The organism is Acinetobacter sp. WCHA45, assembly GCF_002165255.2.
In the GTDB taxonomy this organism is placed as follows: domain Bacteria; phylum Pseudomonadota; class Gammaproteobacteria; order Pseudomonadales; family Moraxellaceae; genus Acinetobacter.
The window spans coordinates 930,376-947,847 of record NZ_CP028561.1 but is presented as its reverse complement, the minus strand read 5'-3'; the positions used below and the strand labels follow the sequence as shown (position 1 = coordinate 947,847).

Here is a 17,472-nt window from a genome sequence, read left to right as displayed (position 1 = left end):
TTTTAATTGTTTAAATATGTGAAATAACCAAGTATTTGCAATTTTCACAGCAAGATTATAGAGCACTTTTTACGCAATTTGTGATATTTTTGCCACATAAAACCAAAATTTGTTATTTTATTCTTATTTTTGACAGCACACTGATTAAGTCTAGTGCTACAGCTGTGTGATTACTTTGAATTGTCAGAATCCAGAACTGACCAACAAGATTAGAACTTCAATTTATTTAGATACTTAAGCACACTTAAATCAAGTATGATTCTCGAGGCTTTATTATATTTTGAATACGATGAATAGTGATTTACATGTACTCAGAAAAGATATTCGTTTAAAAAGAAAACGAGTGAATCGCTTTGAACATAAAAAAAGTGAGCAAGACGCTTTAAATCGCCTCAGATCAATACCTCAATTCAAGTGTGCAAAAAGCGTTGGATTATATCTTCATGCTTTTGGCGAAGTGCACACTCACAAACTCATTCAACTTTGTTTTAAACACAAAAAACTCGTTTACCTACCCATGATCTGCACGATGAATCAAGAACTTGTATGGGTAAAAATCAGCTCCAGTCAATACTTAAATAAACGCTTTTCACACCATCCTCTGGGTATGAAAGAACCAATCGCATCGCGTGGTCAGCATGTAGCTACTTTAGATTTACTGATTATGCCTTTATTGGCCTGTGATCACTTAGGAACAAGAATCGGCATGGGAGGTGGTTTCTATGATCGTACTTTGGCAAGTGCGCCGCATCGACCTTTTCGTTTGGGTCTCGCTCATACATTTCAATATATTGATCAAACTTTACCCAGACAAAAATGGGATCAACCGATTCATGGCTTACTAACACCTAAAAAGTTCTATATTTTCAAGCCTTAACCTTATTGTTCTAATATTTTTTAGAAAAAAACCGACCAATTTAGTCTTTTTTTAATATTTTCTAAGTAAAAACCCTTGTAATTTTTGAAATGCACATCACTATAAAAAACATGGCAACACCGTTGTCACTCATTAGGAGTGCCCATGTCTGAATATATTTTAAATAATGAATCAAGCTTAGAGCCACAGGTTCCAAGTGTATTACCACTCTTAGCATTGCGTGATGTTGTGGTCTATCCACACATGCAAATTGCGCTATTTGTGGGTCGTGAAAAATCGATCAATGCAGTGGATGTGGCTCGTAACGGTGACAATTTAGTATTTGTAGTTGCGCAAAAAGATTCGCTTACAGAAGAAATTGATCACGATAACCTCTATCAATATGGAACTGTGGCTAAAATCGTACAAGTCGTAAATCATGAAAATGATGAAAACTGCATTAAAGTACTGATTGAAGGTCTGCATCGTTCTAAATTAGAGCGTATCATTGATGGTGAAGAATACTTGACTGCCGAGCACACTCTCAGTCCAATTACATTACCATTGGATAAGGAAGCTCAAGCAACTCGCTTAAACGAATTGCGTACCCTATTCGCTCAATATGCTGAAGCGAAATTACGTAATGCACGTGAACTTGTTGCAGCAGCAAATAAAATCGAAGACTTATTACAATTAATGTTCTTTGTTGCAACTCGTGTACCTTTAAATATCGAAGTGAAACAAAAGTTTTTAGAGCACGACGAGTTTGAAGCGCATTTGCAAGAGTTGATGAGCTACTTGATGAATCAATCTGCTGAACAGCAAATTGAACAAACGTTGCATGACAGTGTTAAACGTCAGATGGAAAAGAATCAACGAGAATACTTTCTAAATGAAAAAATGAAAGTTATTCAACGTGAACTTTCTGATATGAACGGCGGTGCTGAGGATGATGTTGCTGAGATTGAGAAGCGTCTTGCTGAAGCTGACTTACCTGAACATGTACGTAAAAAAGCTGAAGCTGAGTTTCGTAAACTCAAAGCAATGCAACCTGCTTCAAGTGAAGCGGCAGTTGTTCGCAACTATTTAGAAGTGATTCTAGATACACCTTGGAACAAGGCAAGCAAAGTCAGCATTAACTTAGCAAAAGCACAAGAAATTCTGGATGCAGATCATTATGGCTTAGATGACGTCAAAGATCGTATTGTTGAATATCTTGCAGTTCAGTCGCGTGTGAAAAAACTCCGTGGTCCTATTCTTTGTCTAGTTGGTCCTCCAGGTGTGGGTAAAACATCACTTGGTGAGTCTGTTGCTAAAGCAACAGGTCGTGAGTTTGTTCGCATGGCGCTTGGTGGTGTACGTGATGAAGCTGAGATCCGTGGTCACCGTCGTACTTACATAGGTGCGATGCCGGGTAAAATTGTACAATCTTTAACAAAAGTTGGCGTGAAGAACCCACTGTTCTTACTCGACGAAATTGACAAGATGGCACAAGACTACCGTGGCGATCCTGCATCAGCATTATTGGAAGTACTTGATCCATCACAAAATAGCAAGTTCAACGATCATTATTTAGACCTTGATCTTGATCTTTCAGAAGTCATGTTCATCTGTACAGCTAACAGCATGAATATTCCTGAAGCTTTGCTGGATCGTATGGAAGTCATTCGTTTACCGGGTTATACCGAAGATGAAAAAGTAAATATTGCTGAACGCTACCTTGTTCCGAAAGCAATCAAGAACAATGGTTTACGTGCAAAAGAATTAACAATTCATGAAGAAGCGATTCGTGACATCGTGCAACGTTATACACGTGAAGCTGGTGTACGTAGTTTAGAGCGTGAAGTGTCTAAAATTGCACGTAAAGTTGTTAAAGAAGCAGTCAGCAAAAAATCTAAAAACTTACAGCTTGATGTGACATCGGCAAATCTTCCTGAATATCTGGGTCCACACAAGTTTGACTTTGGTGTTGCGGAGGATGAAGCGCAAGTCGGTCGTGTCAATGGCCTGGCATGGACTTCGGTGGGTGGTGAGTTGCTGACCATTGAAGTTGCGGCTGTAAAAGGTAAAGGTAAATTCATTACCACGGGTTCACTTGGTGATGTAATGAAAGAATCTATTACTACAGCAATGACTTTAGTACGCACGCGTGCCGATGAACTAGGTATTGAAGCTTCTCGTTTTGAAGAAACTGATGTACACGTTCACTTACCAGAAGGTGCAACACCAAAAGATGGCCCATCGGCTGGTTTGGCGCTGACCACTGCCCTTGTATCGGCATTTACTAGTATTGCGATTCGTCCAGACATTGCGATGACAGGTGAAACGAGTCTAGGTGGTCGTGCGATGCGTATTGGTGGTCTAAAAGAAAAACTTCTTGCAGCTCACCGTGGTGGAATTAAATTAGTTTTTATTCCACAAGATAACGTTCGTGACTTGGCTGAGATTCCTGACAATGTAAAAGAAGGCTTAGAAATCAAAGCTGTAAAAAGCATTGATGAGATCTTACCTTTAGCATTAACGGATACGCCGAAGCCTTTACCTAAAACGCCTATTGTTAAACCAGTAGAAGAAGCAAAAGCTGCGCGCCATTAAACAAGTAAGTAGATGAAAATTAAAGAGAGCTTCGGCTCTCTTTTTTTGTTACATAATTTGGTTGAAAAACAACCAATATATTGCATAATAAAATAGAGTCGATAAAAATAAAGATGAAGCTTGACTCAGTGAACTCATTTTTTAGTGTCATCCGAACTCCAGACTGATGACACTTTGATCGCAGCTCAAACGCAATTTTGAGCTGCGTTTTTTATACAACGTAATCAATAAATACACTTTCAGCGACTATTCCCTTTCATGCTGATCACTATCGATAAAGAACACTGTTTATAATAGGCGTAATTTCTCGATCTATTTATTCTATGAAAATTCGTATTCTGACTATCGGGCAAAAAATGCCTGCTTGGGTGTTAACTGGATTTGAAGACTATTTCAAACGCATTCAACCTTTTGTACAAACTCAAGTGATTGAACTCCCGATGGCAAAACGAGGCAAAAATGATTCCGAAGCAGATATTTTAAAATATTGTCAAATTGAAGGTGATAGTATTTTAAATGCACTTAAACCCAATGAAACGTTAATTGCCTTAGAAGTAGGTGGTCGAGAACTCAGTACAGAAAAACTGGCAGATACCATGAAACAATGGATGCTTGAAGGCAATGATATTGCTCTTGCGATTGGTGGTCCTGATGGACATTCAGACGCAGTTCGTAAAGCAGCAGCTTGGCATTGGTCTCTTTCTAAATTGACCATGCCACATCCAATGGTTCGTATTCTACTGATTGAACAACTTTATAGAGCGATGAGTATCAATCATAATCATCCTTATCATCGTGCTTAAAATTGTTCTGATTATAGAACAATCTGTTGATGTTTAAGGGCTGTCATTGTTCTCATGAATTTGTCACGATAATGATGTATTTCCAATCAGGTGCTTATCTATGAATTTCCAGACTTTACCCGGGTTATTTATTTCTCATGGTTCTCCCATGCTTGCACTTGATCCTGAACAAGTGGGTCCCGCATTGCATCGTTTAAGCAATAATTTACCAAAACCCCAAGCAATTATTGTGATGTCTGCTCATTGGGAAAGCCAAGCGCTAGAAGTAAGTACATCAACTCGAGCTCAAACGTGGCATGATTTTCGTGGTTTCCCTCCTGAACTTTATGAGATCCGTTATCCTGCTGCGGGCGCTCCAAAACTTGCTGAGGAAATACTGACTCTATTTGCAGAAGCAGATATTCCTGCACATGCAAATAGCACACGACCACGAGATCACGGTGTATGGATGCCTTTATTGCATATGTATCCAGAAGCCGATATTCCTGTGATTGAAATTTCCTTACCCATCGAAATGAATGCTGACCAGATTTACAAAATCGGGCAAGTTTTAGCACCTTTACGTGAACAACAAATTTTATTAATTGGCTCTGGTAGCATTACCCATAATCTCTCTGAACTTTCATGGCATGCAGATGCTGAAGTTCCAATATGGGCAAGCACATTTCGGAATAGTGTAGTTAGTAAACTGAATCATCAAGATTATGACGCTGTACTTGACTGGCCATCTTTACCCTACGTGCAACGAAATCATCCTACCCTTGAACATTTTGCACCATTATTCTTTGCAATGGGAACAGGTCATCGTTTTAGTATCGTGCATAGTAGTTTTTCAATGGGATCATTAGGTATGGATATTTATCGTTTTGATTAAAAACCAAACATCAGACTTTTCAAATGGCTTACTTATATTTGGGTGAGCCATTTCCCTAATCAATTTTCTTAAAATTTACAAATAGATATATTTAACGAACTTAATCCATAAACTGATTACATTTTATTTTTTTAAGAATACTTTAAGCTAATGACTGTTATTTATTTACTGTTGTTTGACTATGAAAATTAAATATTTAGTTCTTGCCTTATTACAGCTTTCTTTGATGGCGTGCCAAACTGTACAAAATGTAACTGATAATGTTATTTCTCAAATTAATACAACAGCAGCAAAAAATTTAACTGAATATAATTGGACTTATCAAGGTTCAAAAGCATCAAAACCTTTAGTTTTATCTTTCGATGATAATCAACGATTATCTATTCAAACTGGTTGTAATAATCAAGGCGGGACTTGGAAAGTTGAAGGTAATACCATTGTAACCTCACCACTGGCATCAACAATGATGGCGTGTGCGGATGATTTAATGCAACAAGAACGCTTATCTGCTGATATTTTTAGTGAGAAAAAAGCTCCTTTCACACTCAGTACCCAAAATGATCAAGCGATCTTGACGATAACTGATAGTAAAGGTCAAAAATATACGTTCCTTGGTAAAATGACAGCTGAAGCAAAATACCAGTCTGAAGGTAAAATCGTTTTCCTCGAAATTTCACCACAAACTAAATCATGTACGGGTGTAGCACCACAAACTTGTATGCAAGTTCGTGAAATTAAATATGACGATAAAGGCATCAAAACATACGCTGATAAAAATTGGTCACTTTACTATGGTCAAATCGAAGGTTTTGAACATAATCCAAACCAACGTGTGATCGTTCGAGTTAAACGTTTCGACATTAAAAACCCTGCTGCCGATCAATCAAGTATTGCAGATGTGTTAGATATGGTCGTTGAACAAGAAATCGTGAAAAAACCATAATTTTAGCCAGTTAAAAAAATCCGATGTTTTTCAACATCGGATTTTTTATGGAAATCCCCTCTTTATTAAAGCGGGAGTTTAGGAGACCCTTAATAAATACCCTGCGCAAGAATGGCATCTGCTACTTTGACGAAACCAGCAATATTTGCACCATCAACATAATTGACAGTACCATCTTCTTTGGTCCCATATTTTAAGCAATTAGCATGAATATCTTTCATGATGGCATGTAAGCGTTCATCAACTTCACCATGTGTCCAACCAAAACGTAACGCATTTTGAGACATCTCAAGACCAGAAGTTGCAACTCCGCCCGCATTTGATGCTTTACCTGGTGCATACAAAATCTTAGCTGCGATAAATTGTTCAACTGCGTCCAAGGTAGATGGCATGTTGGCTCCTTCTGCAACACACATCACACCATTTTCTAGTAATAATTTTGCATCTTCTGCACCTAGCTCATTTTGAGTGGCACAAGGTAATGCGATATCAACAGGAATATGCCAAGGGGTTTTACCCTCAAAATATTCAAAACCATGCTTCGATGCAAACTCTGAAATACGTCCACGCTTGATATTTTTCAGCTCCATCACTTCGGCAAGTAATGCATCAGTAAAACCATTTTTTACAAAAACAGTGCCATTCGAATCTGACAGAGTCACCACTTTTGCACCCAAAAACATAGCTTTTTCAGCGGCAAATTGCGCTACATTTCCCGAACCCGAAATCGAAACCGTTTTTCCTGCAAAGCTATCACCACGAGTTTTCAGCATTTCTTCAGCAAAATAAACAGTGCCATAACCAGTCGCTTCTGGACGCATTAAACTTCCGCCAAAAGAAATACCTTTGCCCGTAAAAACACAAGCCGTATCATTACTCAGCTTTTTCATCATCCCCGCCATGAAGCCTACTTCACGACCACCAACCCCGATATCACCTGCTGGAATATCGGTATCTGAACCTAAATGACGATATAACTCCAACATTAACGCTTGGCAAAAACGCATAATTTCAGCTTCTGACTTTCCTTTTGGATCAAAGTCTGAACCACCTTTACCACCCCCCATAGGGAGAGTCGTTAATGCATTTTTAAAAGTTTGCTCAAAACCCAAAAATTTTAAAATCGATAAATTTACTGAAGGATGAAAACGCATGCCACCTTTAAATGGCCCAATCGCTGAATTAAATTGAATCCGAAAAGCTCGATTTACATGAGTTTGACCTTGGTCATCCATCCACGATACACGAAACTGAATAACACGTTCAGGCTCAACCAAACGCTCTAACAAACCGTATTGAGCGTATTTAGGATTTTTCTGTATAAAAGGCCATAAACTCGTCATGACCTCTTCTACTGCTTGTAAAAACTCAGGTTGATATGGATCTCTAGCTTTAACATACTCCAAGAAATCATTTAAGCTATCGTATTTCAACTCTCACCCCCAGATAGTGATTTAATTTAGTGCAAAAAATGCACCAAAATAGAATATTAAACACATTTAATACCCTTTATGATCAACTCTCAACCCAATCTTCATAAATAATATTTTTTATTATTTTAAATCAATATCTTAATTTAAAAAATATTCATTATTTTTATAATAAATATTCAAAAAAATAGCTTAAATAAGCATTTAACCTAGTAATAAGGCATTAGAAATCATTCGAAATACAAGATTTAGCACTAAAATAAAACAATATTAGCACTATAAAATTGCAAAAATAAAAATCTATAAAAAGTAGATTTAAGCAACGATTGCCGCCGATTAAACTATTCTTTGCTATAATAACGACATTGTTTTTATCTTATCTTCTTTCATGTCAGTTTCAGCACAACAACTCTCTCTTATCGTTCAAGTAGACCAACTTTTACCACAAACGCAATGTGGTTTATGTGGACATCGTGATGGTTGTTTACCTTATGCAAAGTCGATCGTGGAAGGTGAAGATGCAAACAAATGCGTTCCTGGTGGGCAACCCGTTGCAGATGCACTTGCAGCATTATTAAAAAGACCAACAATGATTGCGGAACCGAGTGTTTGGGATATTCAAGCAGATGGTCGACCGCAACAAATGAAAGCGATAATTCGTGAAGATGAATGTATCGGGTGTACTAAATGTATTAGTGCCTGCCCTGTTGATGCCATTATCGGTAGCGGAAAATTAATGCATAGTATCTTGACTGATCTATGTACAGGTTGTGAGTTATGTATTCCACCCTGTCCTGTAGATTGTATTGATCTTGTCGCAGATTCCAATCCATTACCTACAGTTCAACAACGTACTATTGAACAAGATGATCTAAGACATCGTTACTATGCGCATATTCAAAGAGAAGAAAAACGTCGTTTGAGCCGTAAAGGACCGATTGTTCGTGCTGAAATTGATACCGAATTTTTTGCTCAATTTTCTCAAGCACTTAACAATGTACCCGTGATCACTCTCATGGATAAACCGAAAGAAAATCCTGTATTAGATGCAAAAACGACAATTGAACTTGCGAAAATTAGAACGCAAATCAAAAAGTTAGAAAAGCAGTTAAGTGTACGTGCAGATGAATCCAAGCAAACACAATTGCTTGATTTGCAAAAATGCTTAAATGAATTACAGGGAATCTAAATGCCTGTCAAAAATATGACCAAAAAACAAGTTCAGACTTTTTTTGAACGTTTACGTACGCAAAGACCACATCCCCAAACTGAGCTGAACTACAGCTCTCCTTTTGAGTTACTGATTGCTGTTTTGCTTTCTGCGCAAGCAACCGATGTCAGTGTCAACAAAGCCACTGATAAACTCTATGCCGTTGCCAATACTGCACAAGCTATTTTAAATCTTGGGGTTGATGGCTTAAAAGAATATATTAAGACGATTGGCTTATATAACGCTAAAGCTGAAAATGTGATCAAAACTTGTCAGATTTTAGTTGACCAATATCAAGGACAAATTCCAGAAACGCGAAAAGAACTAGAAGCTTTACCAGGTGTAGGGCGTAAAACGGCAAACGTCGTGCTCAATACCGCCTTTGGCCACCCTACTATGGCAGTCGATACCCATATTTTCCGTGTTGGCAATCGTACTGGTTTGGCAGTAGGTAAAAATGTTTTAGAAGTCGAAGATCGATTAATTAAGGTTATTCCTAAAGAATTTATTATCGATGCTCATCATTGGCTGATCTTGCATGGACGTTATTGTTGTATAGCACGTAAACCTAAATGTGCTGAATGTATCGTATCCGATGTCTGCAACTGGCCTGATCGTTTTGAATTTGGAGTCGTAAAAACAATTCCAACAAAAAACCTCAGTTAATCCTGAGGTTTTTTACGCTGCTGTAATTTGGGGTGTAGCTGACGTTCTCGACCATTTTTCTTATTTTCCAAAGCCTGTTGTTTCTGCACATGGCGCAGCATTTTTTGACTTTGATATAATAAAAACAACAGTAAAGCTAAACTTAAAATTACCACCACAATCAAAATAATTTTCAGCAACGAAGTATCCTCAATCAGCTCACATGTTTCGACTTGCATACCGAAACGTCATCTTCATGTTCTATTATGTCAGATTTTGCTGGGTTGCATACCATGCATGAATATCTCGTTTTTCAATAGCCGTCGCCATCAGCTCTGGGAACTGATCAGGTGTGCAAGCAAACGTTGGAATCCCCATATCCGCAAAGATCTGTGCATGTTGAGTATCGTACCAAGGTGCACCGTCATCAGACAATGCCAGTAGCGTAATGACTTGCACCCCACTATCTAGCATTTCAGCCACTTGCTTGAGCATTTGCTTAGCATCTCCACCTTCACACAAATCACTGATAAGAATAAAAATGGTATCTTCTGGGCGAGTGATTTTACTACGACAGTATTTAATTGCTTTCGCAATATCGGTTCCCCCACCCAACTGTGTGCCGAATAACACATCCACAGGATCTTCGAGCAAAGGGGTTAAATCGGCTAGCTCCGTATCAAACACGATCATTTGTGTACTGACTGCACGAATACTTGCCATCACTGCCGCAAAAACACTGGAATAAATCACGGAAGGTGCCATCGAACCACTCTGATCAACACAGAGTACAATGTCTTTTAAAGCCGTTTGTTGACGTGGATGACCATGTAACTCATGTGGAATAATCGTTTTAAAATCTTCCTGCCAATGTTTCAAATTAGACTGAATGGTGCGCTGCCAATTAATGTCTTGCATGCGTTTAGGACGGCGTGTATGTGCTGAGCGATTAATACTGCCTCGAATCGCTTGCTGTAATGGTTGCTTTAGACGATTTTCAAGTTGCTCTACCAACTGACGCACCACGATACGCGCGGTTTCTTTAGTTTTTTCAGGCATCAAATGATTGAGTGAAATTAAGGTAGAAACCAAATGAATATCGACTTCTACACTTGCCAACAATTCAGGCTCTAACAACATTTGTTGTAAATTTAAACGCTCTAAAGCATCTTTTTGAATAACTTTTACCACAGAAGATGGGAAATACTGGCGAATATCCCCCAACCATTGCGCCACCCTAGGACTAGAATGCCCCAAACCACCACGGCGATTAGGCTGTTGCGCCTGATAAAGCTCATTCAGACATTCTTGCATTTTGGTATCTTGCACCGACCAATTCGGTAAATGCGAAGTCGAATTTGGGACTTGTCCTAAAATTAATCGCCAACGTCGTTCTTGTTCCGCAAGATCAGGTTGCTCTAAAGTGATCAGTTCTTCATTCATATTCATCACTTAAACCTCGACAGCAACAGGCTGTAAATACGCGTAAATTTCATCTAATACCGTTTGAGCACGTGCAATATCTAAAGTACCGACCTCTTGTTTGACTGCGGTCGCTTTCTGCGTCACTTTCTGAATTAATTGCTGTGCTTCAGCAGGGCTAAAACTTGAAGCTGTTCTGGCCAAAATTGGCAATAACTCAATGAATTGCTGTTCTTGTAATTGATTGACCCATTGGCTCACGGTGTCCCAAAGACTTTGCTCATGAATCAATAACAAAGCTTGATGGGTCAAGAAACCTTCAAACCAAGCCGCACTATAATCCGCCGTCTGCCCAATCGACAAAGCTCGAGACAGAAATCCCTGTGTTTGCTCCACATCAATCAAGTGCTGTTCTCGAGCTAAACGTACACAACAACCATGCAAATAACCTTGCATATGTTCCAACTGCAATAACTGATGTAAGGTCTCTTGCCAGAGCTGTAACAATTCATCTTGTTGTAATTGTTCTAAAAGCTCATATAAAGTTTGTAGTTGTTGGGCAAATTGCTGAGCCATTTCGGCATTCAGTTGTACACAATAACTTGGCAAACTCAACATCAAACGAATCGCTAAATGTTCTACCACTTGATGTAAATGTTGCATTGAAAATTGGCGCACACTGCCATAACGAATTGCCGTAATAAGCGGCTTTAAAGTTGCCAAAATAATACTTGGGTCTTGATGCTGAGTAGTAAGCTCATTCAATTTATCCAAAGCCAAATTTAGGCTTTGATCCAAACCAGACAATAAAATGCTCTCGATCAGTTGCGCAATTTGCGCCACATCTTCACATTGTCTAATCTGATGTTCGACATAACTTTGTGTGGCAAGCTGAATGCTATTTCCCCACAACGACATTTCATTCAGATATAAACTAGTTTCAGGCTGCCAAGACAACTGCCAAACTTCTTTAAAGTTACCTTGCTTTGAGCCTGCACCAGCTAACTCTGCCCAAGCGAGACCCAGTAATTTCACGCAATGTAAAAATTGACTTTTTGCCAAGTCGAAGGCTTCACGTAAATCCAGACTAATGTCACGATGGGGTGCTTCGAGTTTCAGGCGAAAATGCTTCACTTGCTGTAAAAAGTCTTTTTGAATGGGCAACTCAATCAACTCATCAGGCACTTGCCCCAATTGCTCGTCTTCAAGCAATTTAGCTAAAATCGGTTGCGGAATATCTAAGCCGTGATTTAAGACCGAACGAATTGCCTCAAATAAATCTTCCAAATCAGGAATACGTCGTCCACGTAATTGCAATAAAGATTGAATCAGTTGTACCGCATCAATAATCTGAGCACTAGAGGCATCATGACCCGCTTGGCGTAAGGCTTGAGCAAATTTACTTAACCAATCAATCGTAATTTTTTCGCCATCAACCTCTGCATCTAAGGCTTGTTGGTAATGCTTCCAAAGATGGGTATACCATCCAACCGCTTGTACACCTGCACCATAGCCATTGTCCCTGCTCAAACGCCCATGTGTCCATGCAATCCATGCAGCATCAACTTTGACTTTAGGTAAGCCTTTGAGCAAGGTGGTATCTGCTTTATTTTGCGCTTTTAAATCCGCCAATACAGGTGCATGCCATGCACCACAAATCACCACAATATTTTGGTAGCCTTGCTTTTGTGCCTGCTTGATCACTTTGCGCATGTAGGCTTCGCGATACTGCTCTAGCAGTTGGTCTTCACTACTATAATTTTCAGGTTGCTGGCTTAGCAAATAATCACGTAAAGCTGACATGGCATCGCTAATTGCGGCAAACATTTGTCCAGCGTGTGGCTGCTGCTCGACCAAATGCTCCCAAAAACGTTCGCTGTCTTGATAGCCTGCCTGCTCTGCCAGCAATTGAATTGGATCTCGGCGAATCGAAAGATAATGCTGTTCCAAATTCTGTTCTGGCTCAACATCACCTTGCTGATTAGACTCAATCTCTTGCTCGTCTGCTGAAGCCTGCTGTAAACGTTGCTCTGCCCATTGTTTTTCCAACGCAAAACGATGTTGCAAAGGCAGATCCATAAACTCTACTGCAATTTGCTGACGCAACGCATATTGCAAAGCTTGCCACTCAGGCGAAAATTCAGCAAAAGGATAGAATACTGCCTGTGATCGCACTTCTTTTTGTACAGGGGTATTCAACAACAACGCCACAGGCGGCTTAAAATCTGCATGTTGCAATTGAGCAATGATTGCATTGGCATCAGGTGGCCCTTCAATCAAAATACAATCAGGTTGAATCGAAGCCAAAGCATTACAGACACTACGCGCCGAACCAGGCCCATGATGACGAATACCGAGAATATGCAGCATTTTTCTATCCTTTATTCCGATCACATCTTCTCCTTGTCAAGGAGAAGATTGGGATGAGGTTTTTATTATTTGGTTTTATTCTAAATCACGACAAGCACGATATAGGTCTTGCCAACCCTCACGTTTTTTAATCACCGTTTCAACATATTCTTTCCAAGGTACGATATCTTGCACAGGATCTTTTAATACTGCACCTTGCAGACCTGCCGCCAACTCATGATCAGTGACATTGCCCGAACCAAAATGCCCTGCCATCACCCAACCATGACTCATCACTGAAATGGCTTCAGCCGTTGATAAAGTTCCCGTGGTGGTTTTGAGTTTTTGCTTGCCATCTAAGGTTTGCCCATGACGCAGCTCTCTAAAAATCGTCACCAGTTTTTGAATTTGAGCATCCAAAGGCTGAATCTCAGGTAGTTGTAAACTCTTGCCCAAAGATTGAACGCGTTTTTGTACGATTTCCACTTCCTCAGCAATGGTAGCAGGCGGCGGTAAAATTACCGTATTAAAACGACGCTTTAATGCAGAGGAGAGTTCATTCACCCCTTTATCACGATTATTGGCGGTGGCAATCACACTAAAACCTTGTACCGCTTGATACTCAATTCCTAACTCAGGAACAGGTAAATTTTTCTCTGAAAGTAAAGTAATCAACGTATCTTGGACATCGGCAGGAATACGAGTCAGTTCCTCCACACGTGCAATCTTGCCTTCTTGCATCGCACGTAACATCGGACTTTTCACCAAAGCATCTTCACTCGGACCTTTGGATAAAAGTTGGGCATAATTCCAACTATAACGTAGAGTATCTTCGCTCGTACCTGCCGTACCTTGAATCAATAAAGCACTATTACCTGAAATCGCCGCTGCTAAATGTTCTGATACCCATGATTTTGCTGTGCCTGGTACGCCTAATAACAACAAGGCACGATCAGTCGCCAATGTCGCAACAGCAATTTCCATCAAACGGCGATTACCAATATATTTTGGTGAAATTTCTGTTCCATCTGGCAGTGTTGTACCCAATAAGTAATCTACGACTGCTTTAGGCGAAAGTTGCCATTGTGGAGGTTTTACTAAACTGTCATGTGCTTTTAATGCATCTAATTCATGAGAAAACTGTTGTTCTGCACGCGCACGTAAAACTTGTTGAGACATGTTGATTATCCTAATTTATGATTTCTTGATCATTAAGCAATAAGTTTTTGTTTGTACTGATTCAATTGAATGAGCTGTTTCCATTCAGAAATAGAAAAAAGAGCTTGTAAACTACTGATGTCGATTGGATAAGCTTGCAAAATCAACCATTGAGCCTGCTCTTTTAATAGTGCAAATTTCTTCTGATCCTGCTGCAAATCTAAGTTCGCATATGCATGTTGTAATAATACGACTGCCATTTCTGAGATATTTTGAACATCATGCAGCGCTTTAGCACGCTGAAACAACAACCAAAAATGTTCTAAATCTTGGTTTTGGTAATGGGATTCAAGTTGCTTTAATAACAATCCAGTTGCTGGTTCTCGGTCTAGCAAAGTAAAGAGTAACTCACGTTCAAACATGTTCCCACTTGATGCCGTTACAGCTTCACACCATTTGACTTGATGTTGGTAAAACCATAAAGCTAAATCATGTCGTTGCTCTCGATAACAACACACAATAAACGCACTCCAAAGTGAATCTTTTTGCTGTGAATGCAATGAAAGTAAATGATCCCAAGTACCAAATAATTCTAACCAATACGCAAGTGGCAATTGGATTAAAATTCTTTTGAGATAAAGTACGCCCTGTGAACTTGCACAAAATGCCTGATAAGCTTGCTCGACTTGAGCACTTTGGTAAGCTGTTTTTAAACTTTTACGACTTTCAACCAAATTAGCTTCTCGATCAAAAAAACCATAATCATTGAGTGCATCATCTTGATCTAAGTTAATGTTGAATTTAACTTTTTCAGCTTGGGCATCGTAGCTCAAACATACACGCATTAACGCCATAACTTCGTTGTACAGTGCATTATCTTGATAATATAAATAGAAAGCTAATGCAGCATTACTACTTACTGTCGCTGCATTCTGTGGTTCTAATGTTTTTACATGCTGGTATAAAGCTTCAAATTGAGTCACTGGCATGTTATACATGACAAGACTTTCAGCATGACTTTGCAAATGATTTCTCTGAATCGATTGTGACCAAAACTCTGCTATATGTTGATGAATAAAGTTCGGCAATTGACCGCATAACTGGCTCATCAACAAAGACCATTCGCTACTTTTTGATTTCTGTAATTGACGAATCAATGGTGCTGCGTCTTGTTGTTTCACATATTTCCACACCCTTTTTGCATCATCCAAACGTGTTGTCACATCGCCCTGAAATGCAAACTCAGGTAAGACTGATGCCAATAACACTGGGTTTCGACACAGTGGTAGAACTTTCAACACCAAATAACGAGGAATCACTCGCTGCTGTAGTTGAGCAAGTTTGAAAATTTGAATAACCCAATCTTGATATAAAAATGGCGACTCTTGTGCAACAACCCATTTCAAAATTTGCACAAGTTGATTATCCAATTGCTTTTCATTTTCTATCTGATCATTCTCAGCAATATTCTTTTGTAAGGTTTCAGGTACATCTTGTGCTTGATAACCTGCTTGTTGCATGAGCACCCAATATTGATTCAAGACCAATAAATCTTGAGCTGAATCAATCTGTTTAGGTGCATAGACTTGCAATTCATTCGGTACTTTTACAGTCTGTTTAAACTGCTGCCCTAGTGTCAGTTTGAGTAATAACTGCTGATTAAATTCACTGTATGATGTGCTTAAAGACATTCAAAGTGCCCTCCTTGCCAAATACTCACCAGTTTAAGTTGCAATCCATTCCATTCAACGCCTGCACTAAATGGCTCATTCCCCACTAAAAACCATAACTCAACAAATTGTTTAATCTCAATTTCACACATTTTTTGATCCTGATCGACCAAATAAATTACTTTATCCTGCTTGACCAAACGCAATTGCTCTAGCCAGAAAAAGCGTACTAGCTGCAAAGGATATTCTTTTAATCCATTTGCATACTGAGTAAATGCTTGATCAAAATTTTCAAAGCCTTTTGGCGCAACCAGCGTTAGGCTCAAATCATTGAATGACATTAAATTATCTTCTAAACGAAGACGTTGTTGGCTTACCACTGGATAAAGTTTGGCATTTAGAGCCAGTTGTTTTTGGAAAGGCAACGTTAAGCCAAAGTTCGAATAAGGTGGAATTTCAAAATCTAATAGCAAATAGTCGCGTAAATTTTGACTATCCCACAGCCATTGACGACGATAACGTCCACGGGTATTGACCAACTCCTGAGTTACTTGTCCTAAGGCATAAATATGAAGTATCTGAGCGGATATGTTATCCCACGCATCAGTTGGTAAATTCACACCAAAAAGCTGTTTTAATTCTTCATATAGTTCTGGTTTGAGCTGTTGACGGTTTTGCCATAAATGAACGGCTGTTTGTAATTTAGCTATCCAAAATGAACTCTGCATTTGCCAATTACTTTGATATAGCGCACTCGAAAACTCATCTAAATAACTAACTAAACCTGCAACTTGAGCATCGACCAAACGACTTTGAATATCGCGGAACTTTTCATGTTGTTGCTGACGTAATCTCCCAAGCCCCATCGTGACAATATCATTCAACCATGTTTGTAATGCCTCAATGCCTGCATCCATTTTTTTCTCACGTGCCAATTGGCGTTTCGCACGTGCTTCTTCATCAATCGGTTTATCAATCTTGTTTTCTTTCTTTTCAAGTGTTTTAGTTTTTTTATCTCGCCATTTTTGTACTCGATCAGGTATGCTTTGTTCATCTGATTGCACAGTAAATTTATCTTGATACTCGGTATAGACAAACAATAATGCTAAAGCATGTTTACAAGGTCGTTTAAAACTTGGACAACTACATTCGCATTTAAGTTCAGGTAAAAAAACTGCGCTTTGATAAATCGCACTGCCCTGAATTTCTCCCCAAATCCACTGATCAGTCGAACCCGAGATATTGTTCCATGCTTCAAATTTTGCGAGTTTCTTGGCTGATTTTGCCGAACTCGCATCTGGAATAATTTGCTCGACTTGATCAGATTGAATCGTCAGCAACATAGTTAACCCTTTAAAATAATTCTAAGTTTCAGTATTTTTAAATTGTACGCTTGAATGGAATATAACGTTTTTTGTTTAGTTTTTATATCATTTAATCTGACATAGCGACATTTTATGTCGTAGATAATTATAGGTATAAAAAAACTGTCTTATGGCTACATAAGACAGTTCTAT

13 protein-coding genes and 1 pseudogene are annotated in these 17,472 nt (G+C 39.0%); 7 read left to right on the top strand and 7 right to left on the bottom strand.

Annotation, left to right across the window (positions count from 1 at the left end; translation table 11 throughout):
* Positions 1 to 289 precede the first annotated feature (289 nt).
* From CDG55_RS05825 to CDG55_RS05805, 5 genes are all read left to right on the top strand, one after another.
* Complete coding sequence (locus tag CDG55_RS05825; protein ID WP_087536247.1) at positions 290 to 877, top strand: 5-formyltetrahydrofolate cyclo-ligase; 588 nt, start codon at positions 290 to 292, stop codon at positions 875 to 877.
* 144 nt (positions 878 to 1,021) lie between these two features.
* Positions 1,022 to 3,451, top strand: coding sequence for an endopeptidase La (lon, locus tag CDG55_RS05820; protein ID WP_087536246.1), 2,430 nt, complete (start codon positions 1,022 to 1,024; stop codon positions 3,449 to 3,451).
* A gap of 323 nt (positions 3,452 to 3,774) precedes the next feature.
* Complete coding sequence (gene rlmH / locus CDG55_RS05815) at positions 3,775 to 4,254, top strand: 23S rRNA (pseudouridine(1915)-N(3))-methyltransferase RlmH (protein ID WP_004663191.1); 480 nt, start codon at positions 3,775 to 3,777, stop codon at positions 4,252 to 4,254.
* 100 nt (positions 4,255 to 4,354) lie between these two features.
* Positions 4,355 to 5,128, top strand: coding sequence for a DODA-type extradiol aromatic ring-opening family dioxygenase (locus tag CDG55_RS05810; RefSeq protein ID WP_004663192.1), 774 nt, complete (start codon positions 4,355 to 4,357; stop codon positions 5,126 to 5,128).
* 181 nt (positions 5,129 to 5,309) lie between these two features.
* On the top strand, positions 5,310 to 6,071 hold the full coding sequence (locus CDG55_RS05805) for an META and DUF4377 domain-containing protein (protein ID WP_087536245.1): 762 nt from the start codon (positions 5,310 to 5,312) through the stop codon (positions 6,069 to 6,071).
* An 89-nt stretch (positions 6,072 to 6,160) separates the two neighbouring features.
* On the opposite strand, the pseudogene gdhA reads toward CDG55_RS05805, so the two are convergent.
* Positions 6,161 to 7,544, bottom strand: a pseudogene (gdhA, locus tag CDG55_RS05800) (NADP-specific glutamate dehydrogenase).
* A gap of 345 nt (positions 7,545 to 7,889) precedes the next feature.
* Between gdhA and CDG55_RS05795 the strand changes: the two are divergent.
* Positions 7,890 to 8,690 (top strand): RnfABCDGE type electron transport complex subunit B, encoded by an 801-nt coding sequence (locus CDG55_RS05795; protein WP_087536243.1) that lies wholly within the window; start codon positions 7,890 to 7,892, stop codon positions 8,688 to 8,690.
* Complete coding sequence (gene nth / locus CDG55_RS05790) at positions 8,691 to 9,377, top strand: endonuclease III (protein WP_087536242.1); 687 nt, start codon at positions 8,691 to 8,693, stop codon at positions 9,375 to 9,377.
* On the opposite strand, the gene CDG55_RS05785 is transcribed toward nth, so the two are convergent.
* From CDG55_RS05785 to CDG55_RS05760, 6 genes are all read right to left on the bottom strand, one after another.
* Positions 9,374 to 9,556: a hypothetical protein gene (locus CDG55_RS05785; protein WP_034602651.1), complete on the bottom strand. Its 183-nt coding sequence runs from the start codon at positions 9,554 to 9,556 to the stop codon at positions 9,374 to 9,376. The two genes, nth and CDG55_RS05785, sit on opposite strands and share 4 nt — an antisense overlap.
* 64 nt (positions 9,557 to 9,620) lie before the next feature.
* Positions 9,621 to 10,805: a VWA domain-containing protein gene (locus CDG55_RS05780; protein WP_004663198.1), complete on the bottom strand. Its 1,185-nt coding sequence runs from the start codon at positions 10,803 to 10,805 to the stop codon at positions 9,621 to 9,623.
* Positions 10,806 to 10,808: 3 nt separating this feature from the next.
* Entirely contained in the window at positions 10,809 to 13,148 is a 2,340-nt protein-coding gene (locus CDG55_RS05775) for a DUF5682 family protein (RefSeq protein WP_087536241.1), read from the bottom strand.
* Between the two features lie 75 nt (positions 13,149 to 13,223).
* On the bottom strand, positions 13,224 to 14,306 hold the full coding sequence (locus tag CDG55_RS05770) for an ATP-binding protein (protein WP_087536240.1): 1,083 nt from the start codon (positions 14,304 to 14,306) through the stop codon (positions 13,224 to 13,226).
* Between the two features lie 32 nt (positions 14,307 to 14,338).
* Entirely contained in the window at positions 14,339 to 15,976 is a 1,638-nt protein-coding gene (locus CDG55_RS05765) for a hypothetical protein (protein WP_087536239.1), read from the bottom strand.
* On the bottom strand, positions 15,967 to 17,298 hold the full coding sequence (locus CDG55_RS05760; protein WP_087536238.1) for an SWIM zinc finger family protein: 1,332 nt from the start codon (positions 17,296 to 17,298) through the stop codon (positions 15,967 to 15,969). Before CDG55_RS05760 ends, CDG55_RS05765 begins: the two co-directional genes overlap by 10 nt.
* Positions 17,299 to 17,472 lie beyond the last annotated feature (174 nt).

Coding starts and splice junctions, on each gene's coding strand:
- CDG55_RS05825 (WP_087536247.1), top strand. CDS start 290: ATGAATAGTGATTTACATGTACTCAGAAAAGATATTCGTTTAAAAAGA.
- lon (WP_087536246.1), top strand. CDS start 1,022: ATGTCTGAATATATTTTAAATAATGAATCAAGCTTAGAGCCACAGGTT.
- rlmH (WP_004663191.1), top strand. CDS start 3,775: ATGAAAATTCGTATTCTGACTATCGGGCAAAAAATGCCTGCTTGGGTG.
- CDG55_RS05810 (WP_004663192.1), top strand. CDS start 4,355: ATGAATTTCCAGACTTTACCCGGGTTATTTATTTCTCATGGTTCTCCC.
- CDG55_RS05805 (WP_087536245.1), top strand. CDS start 5,310: ATGAAAATTAAATATTTAGTTCTTGCCTTATTACAGCTTTCTTTGATG.
- CDG55_RS05795 (WP_087536243.1), top strand. CDS start 7,890: ATGTCAGTTTCAGCACAACAACTCTCTCTTATCGTTCAAGTAGACCAA.
- nth (WP_087536242.1), top strand. CDS start 8,691: ATGCCTGTCAAAAATATGACCAAAAAACAAGTTCAGACTTTTTTTGAA.
- CDG55_RS05780 (WP_004663198.1), bottom strand. CDS start 10,805: ATGAATATGAATGAAGAACTGATCACTTTAGAGCAACCTGATCTTGCG.
- CDG55_RS05775 (WP_087536241.1), bottom strand. CDS start 13,148: ATGCTGCATATTCTCGGTATTCGTCATCATGGGCCTGGTTCGGCGCGT.
- CDG55_RS05770 (WP_087536240.1), bottom strand. CDS start 14,306: ATGTCTCAACAAGTTTTACGTGCGCGTGCAGAACAACAGTTTTCTCAT.
- CDG55_RS05765 (WP_087536239.1), bottom strand. CDS start 15,976: ATGTCTTTAAGCACATCATACAGTGAATTTAATCAGCAGTTATTACTC.
- CDG55_RS05760 (WP_087536238.1), bottom strand. CDS start 17,298: ATGTTGCTGACGATTCAATCTGATCAAGTCGAGCAAATTATTCCAGAT.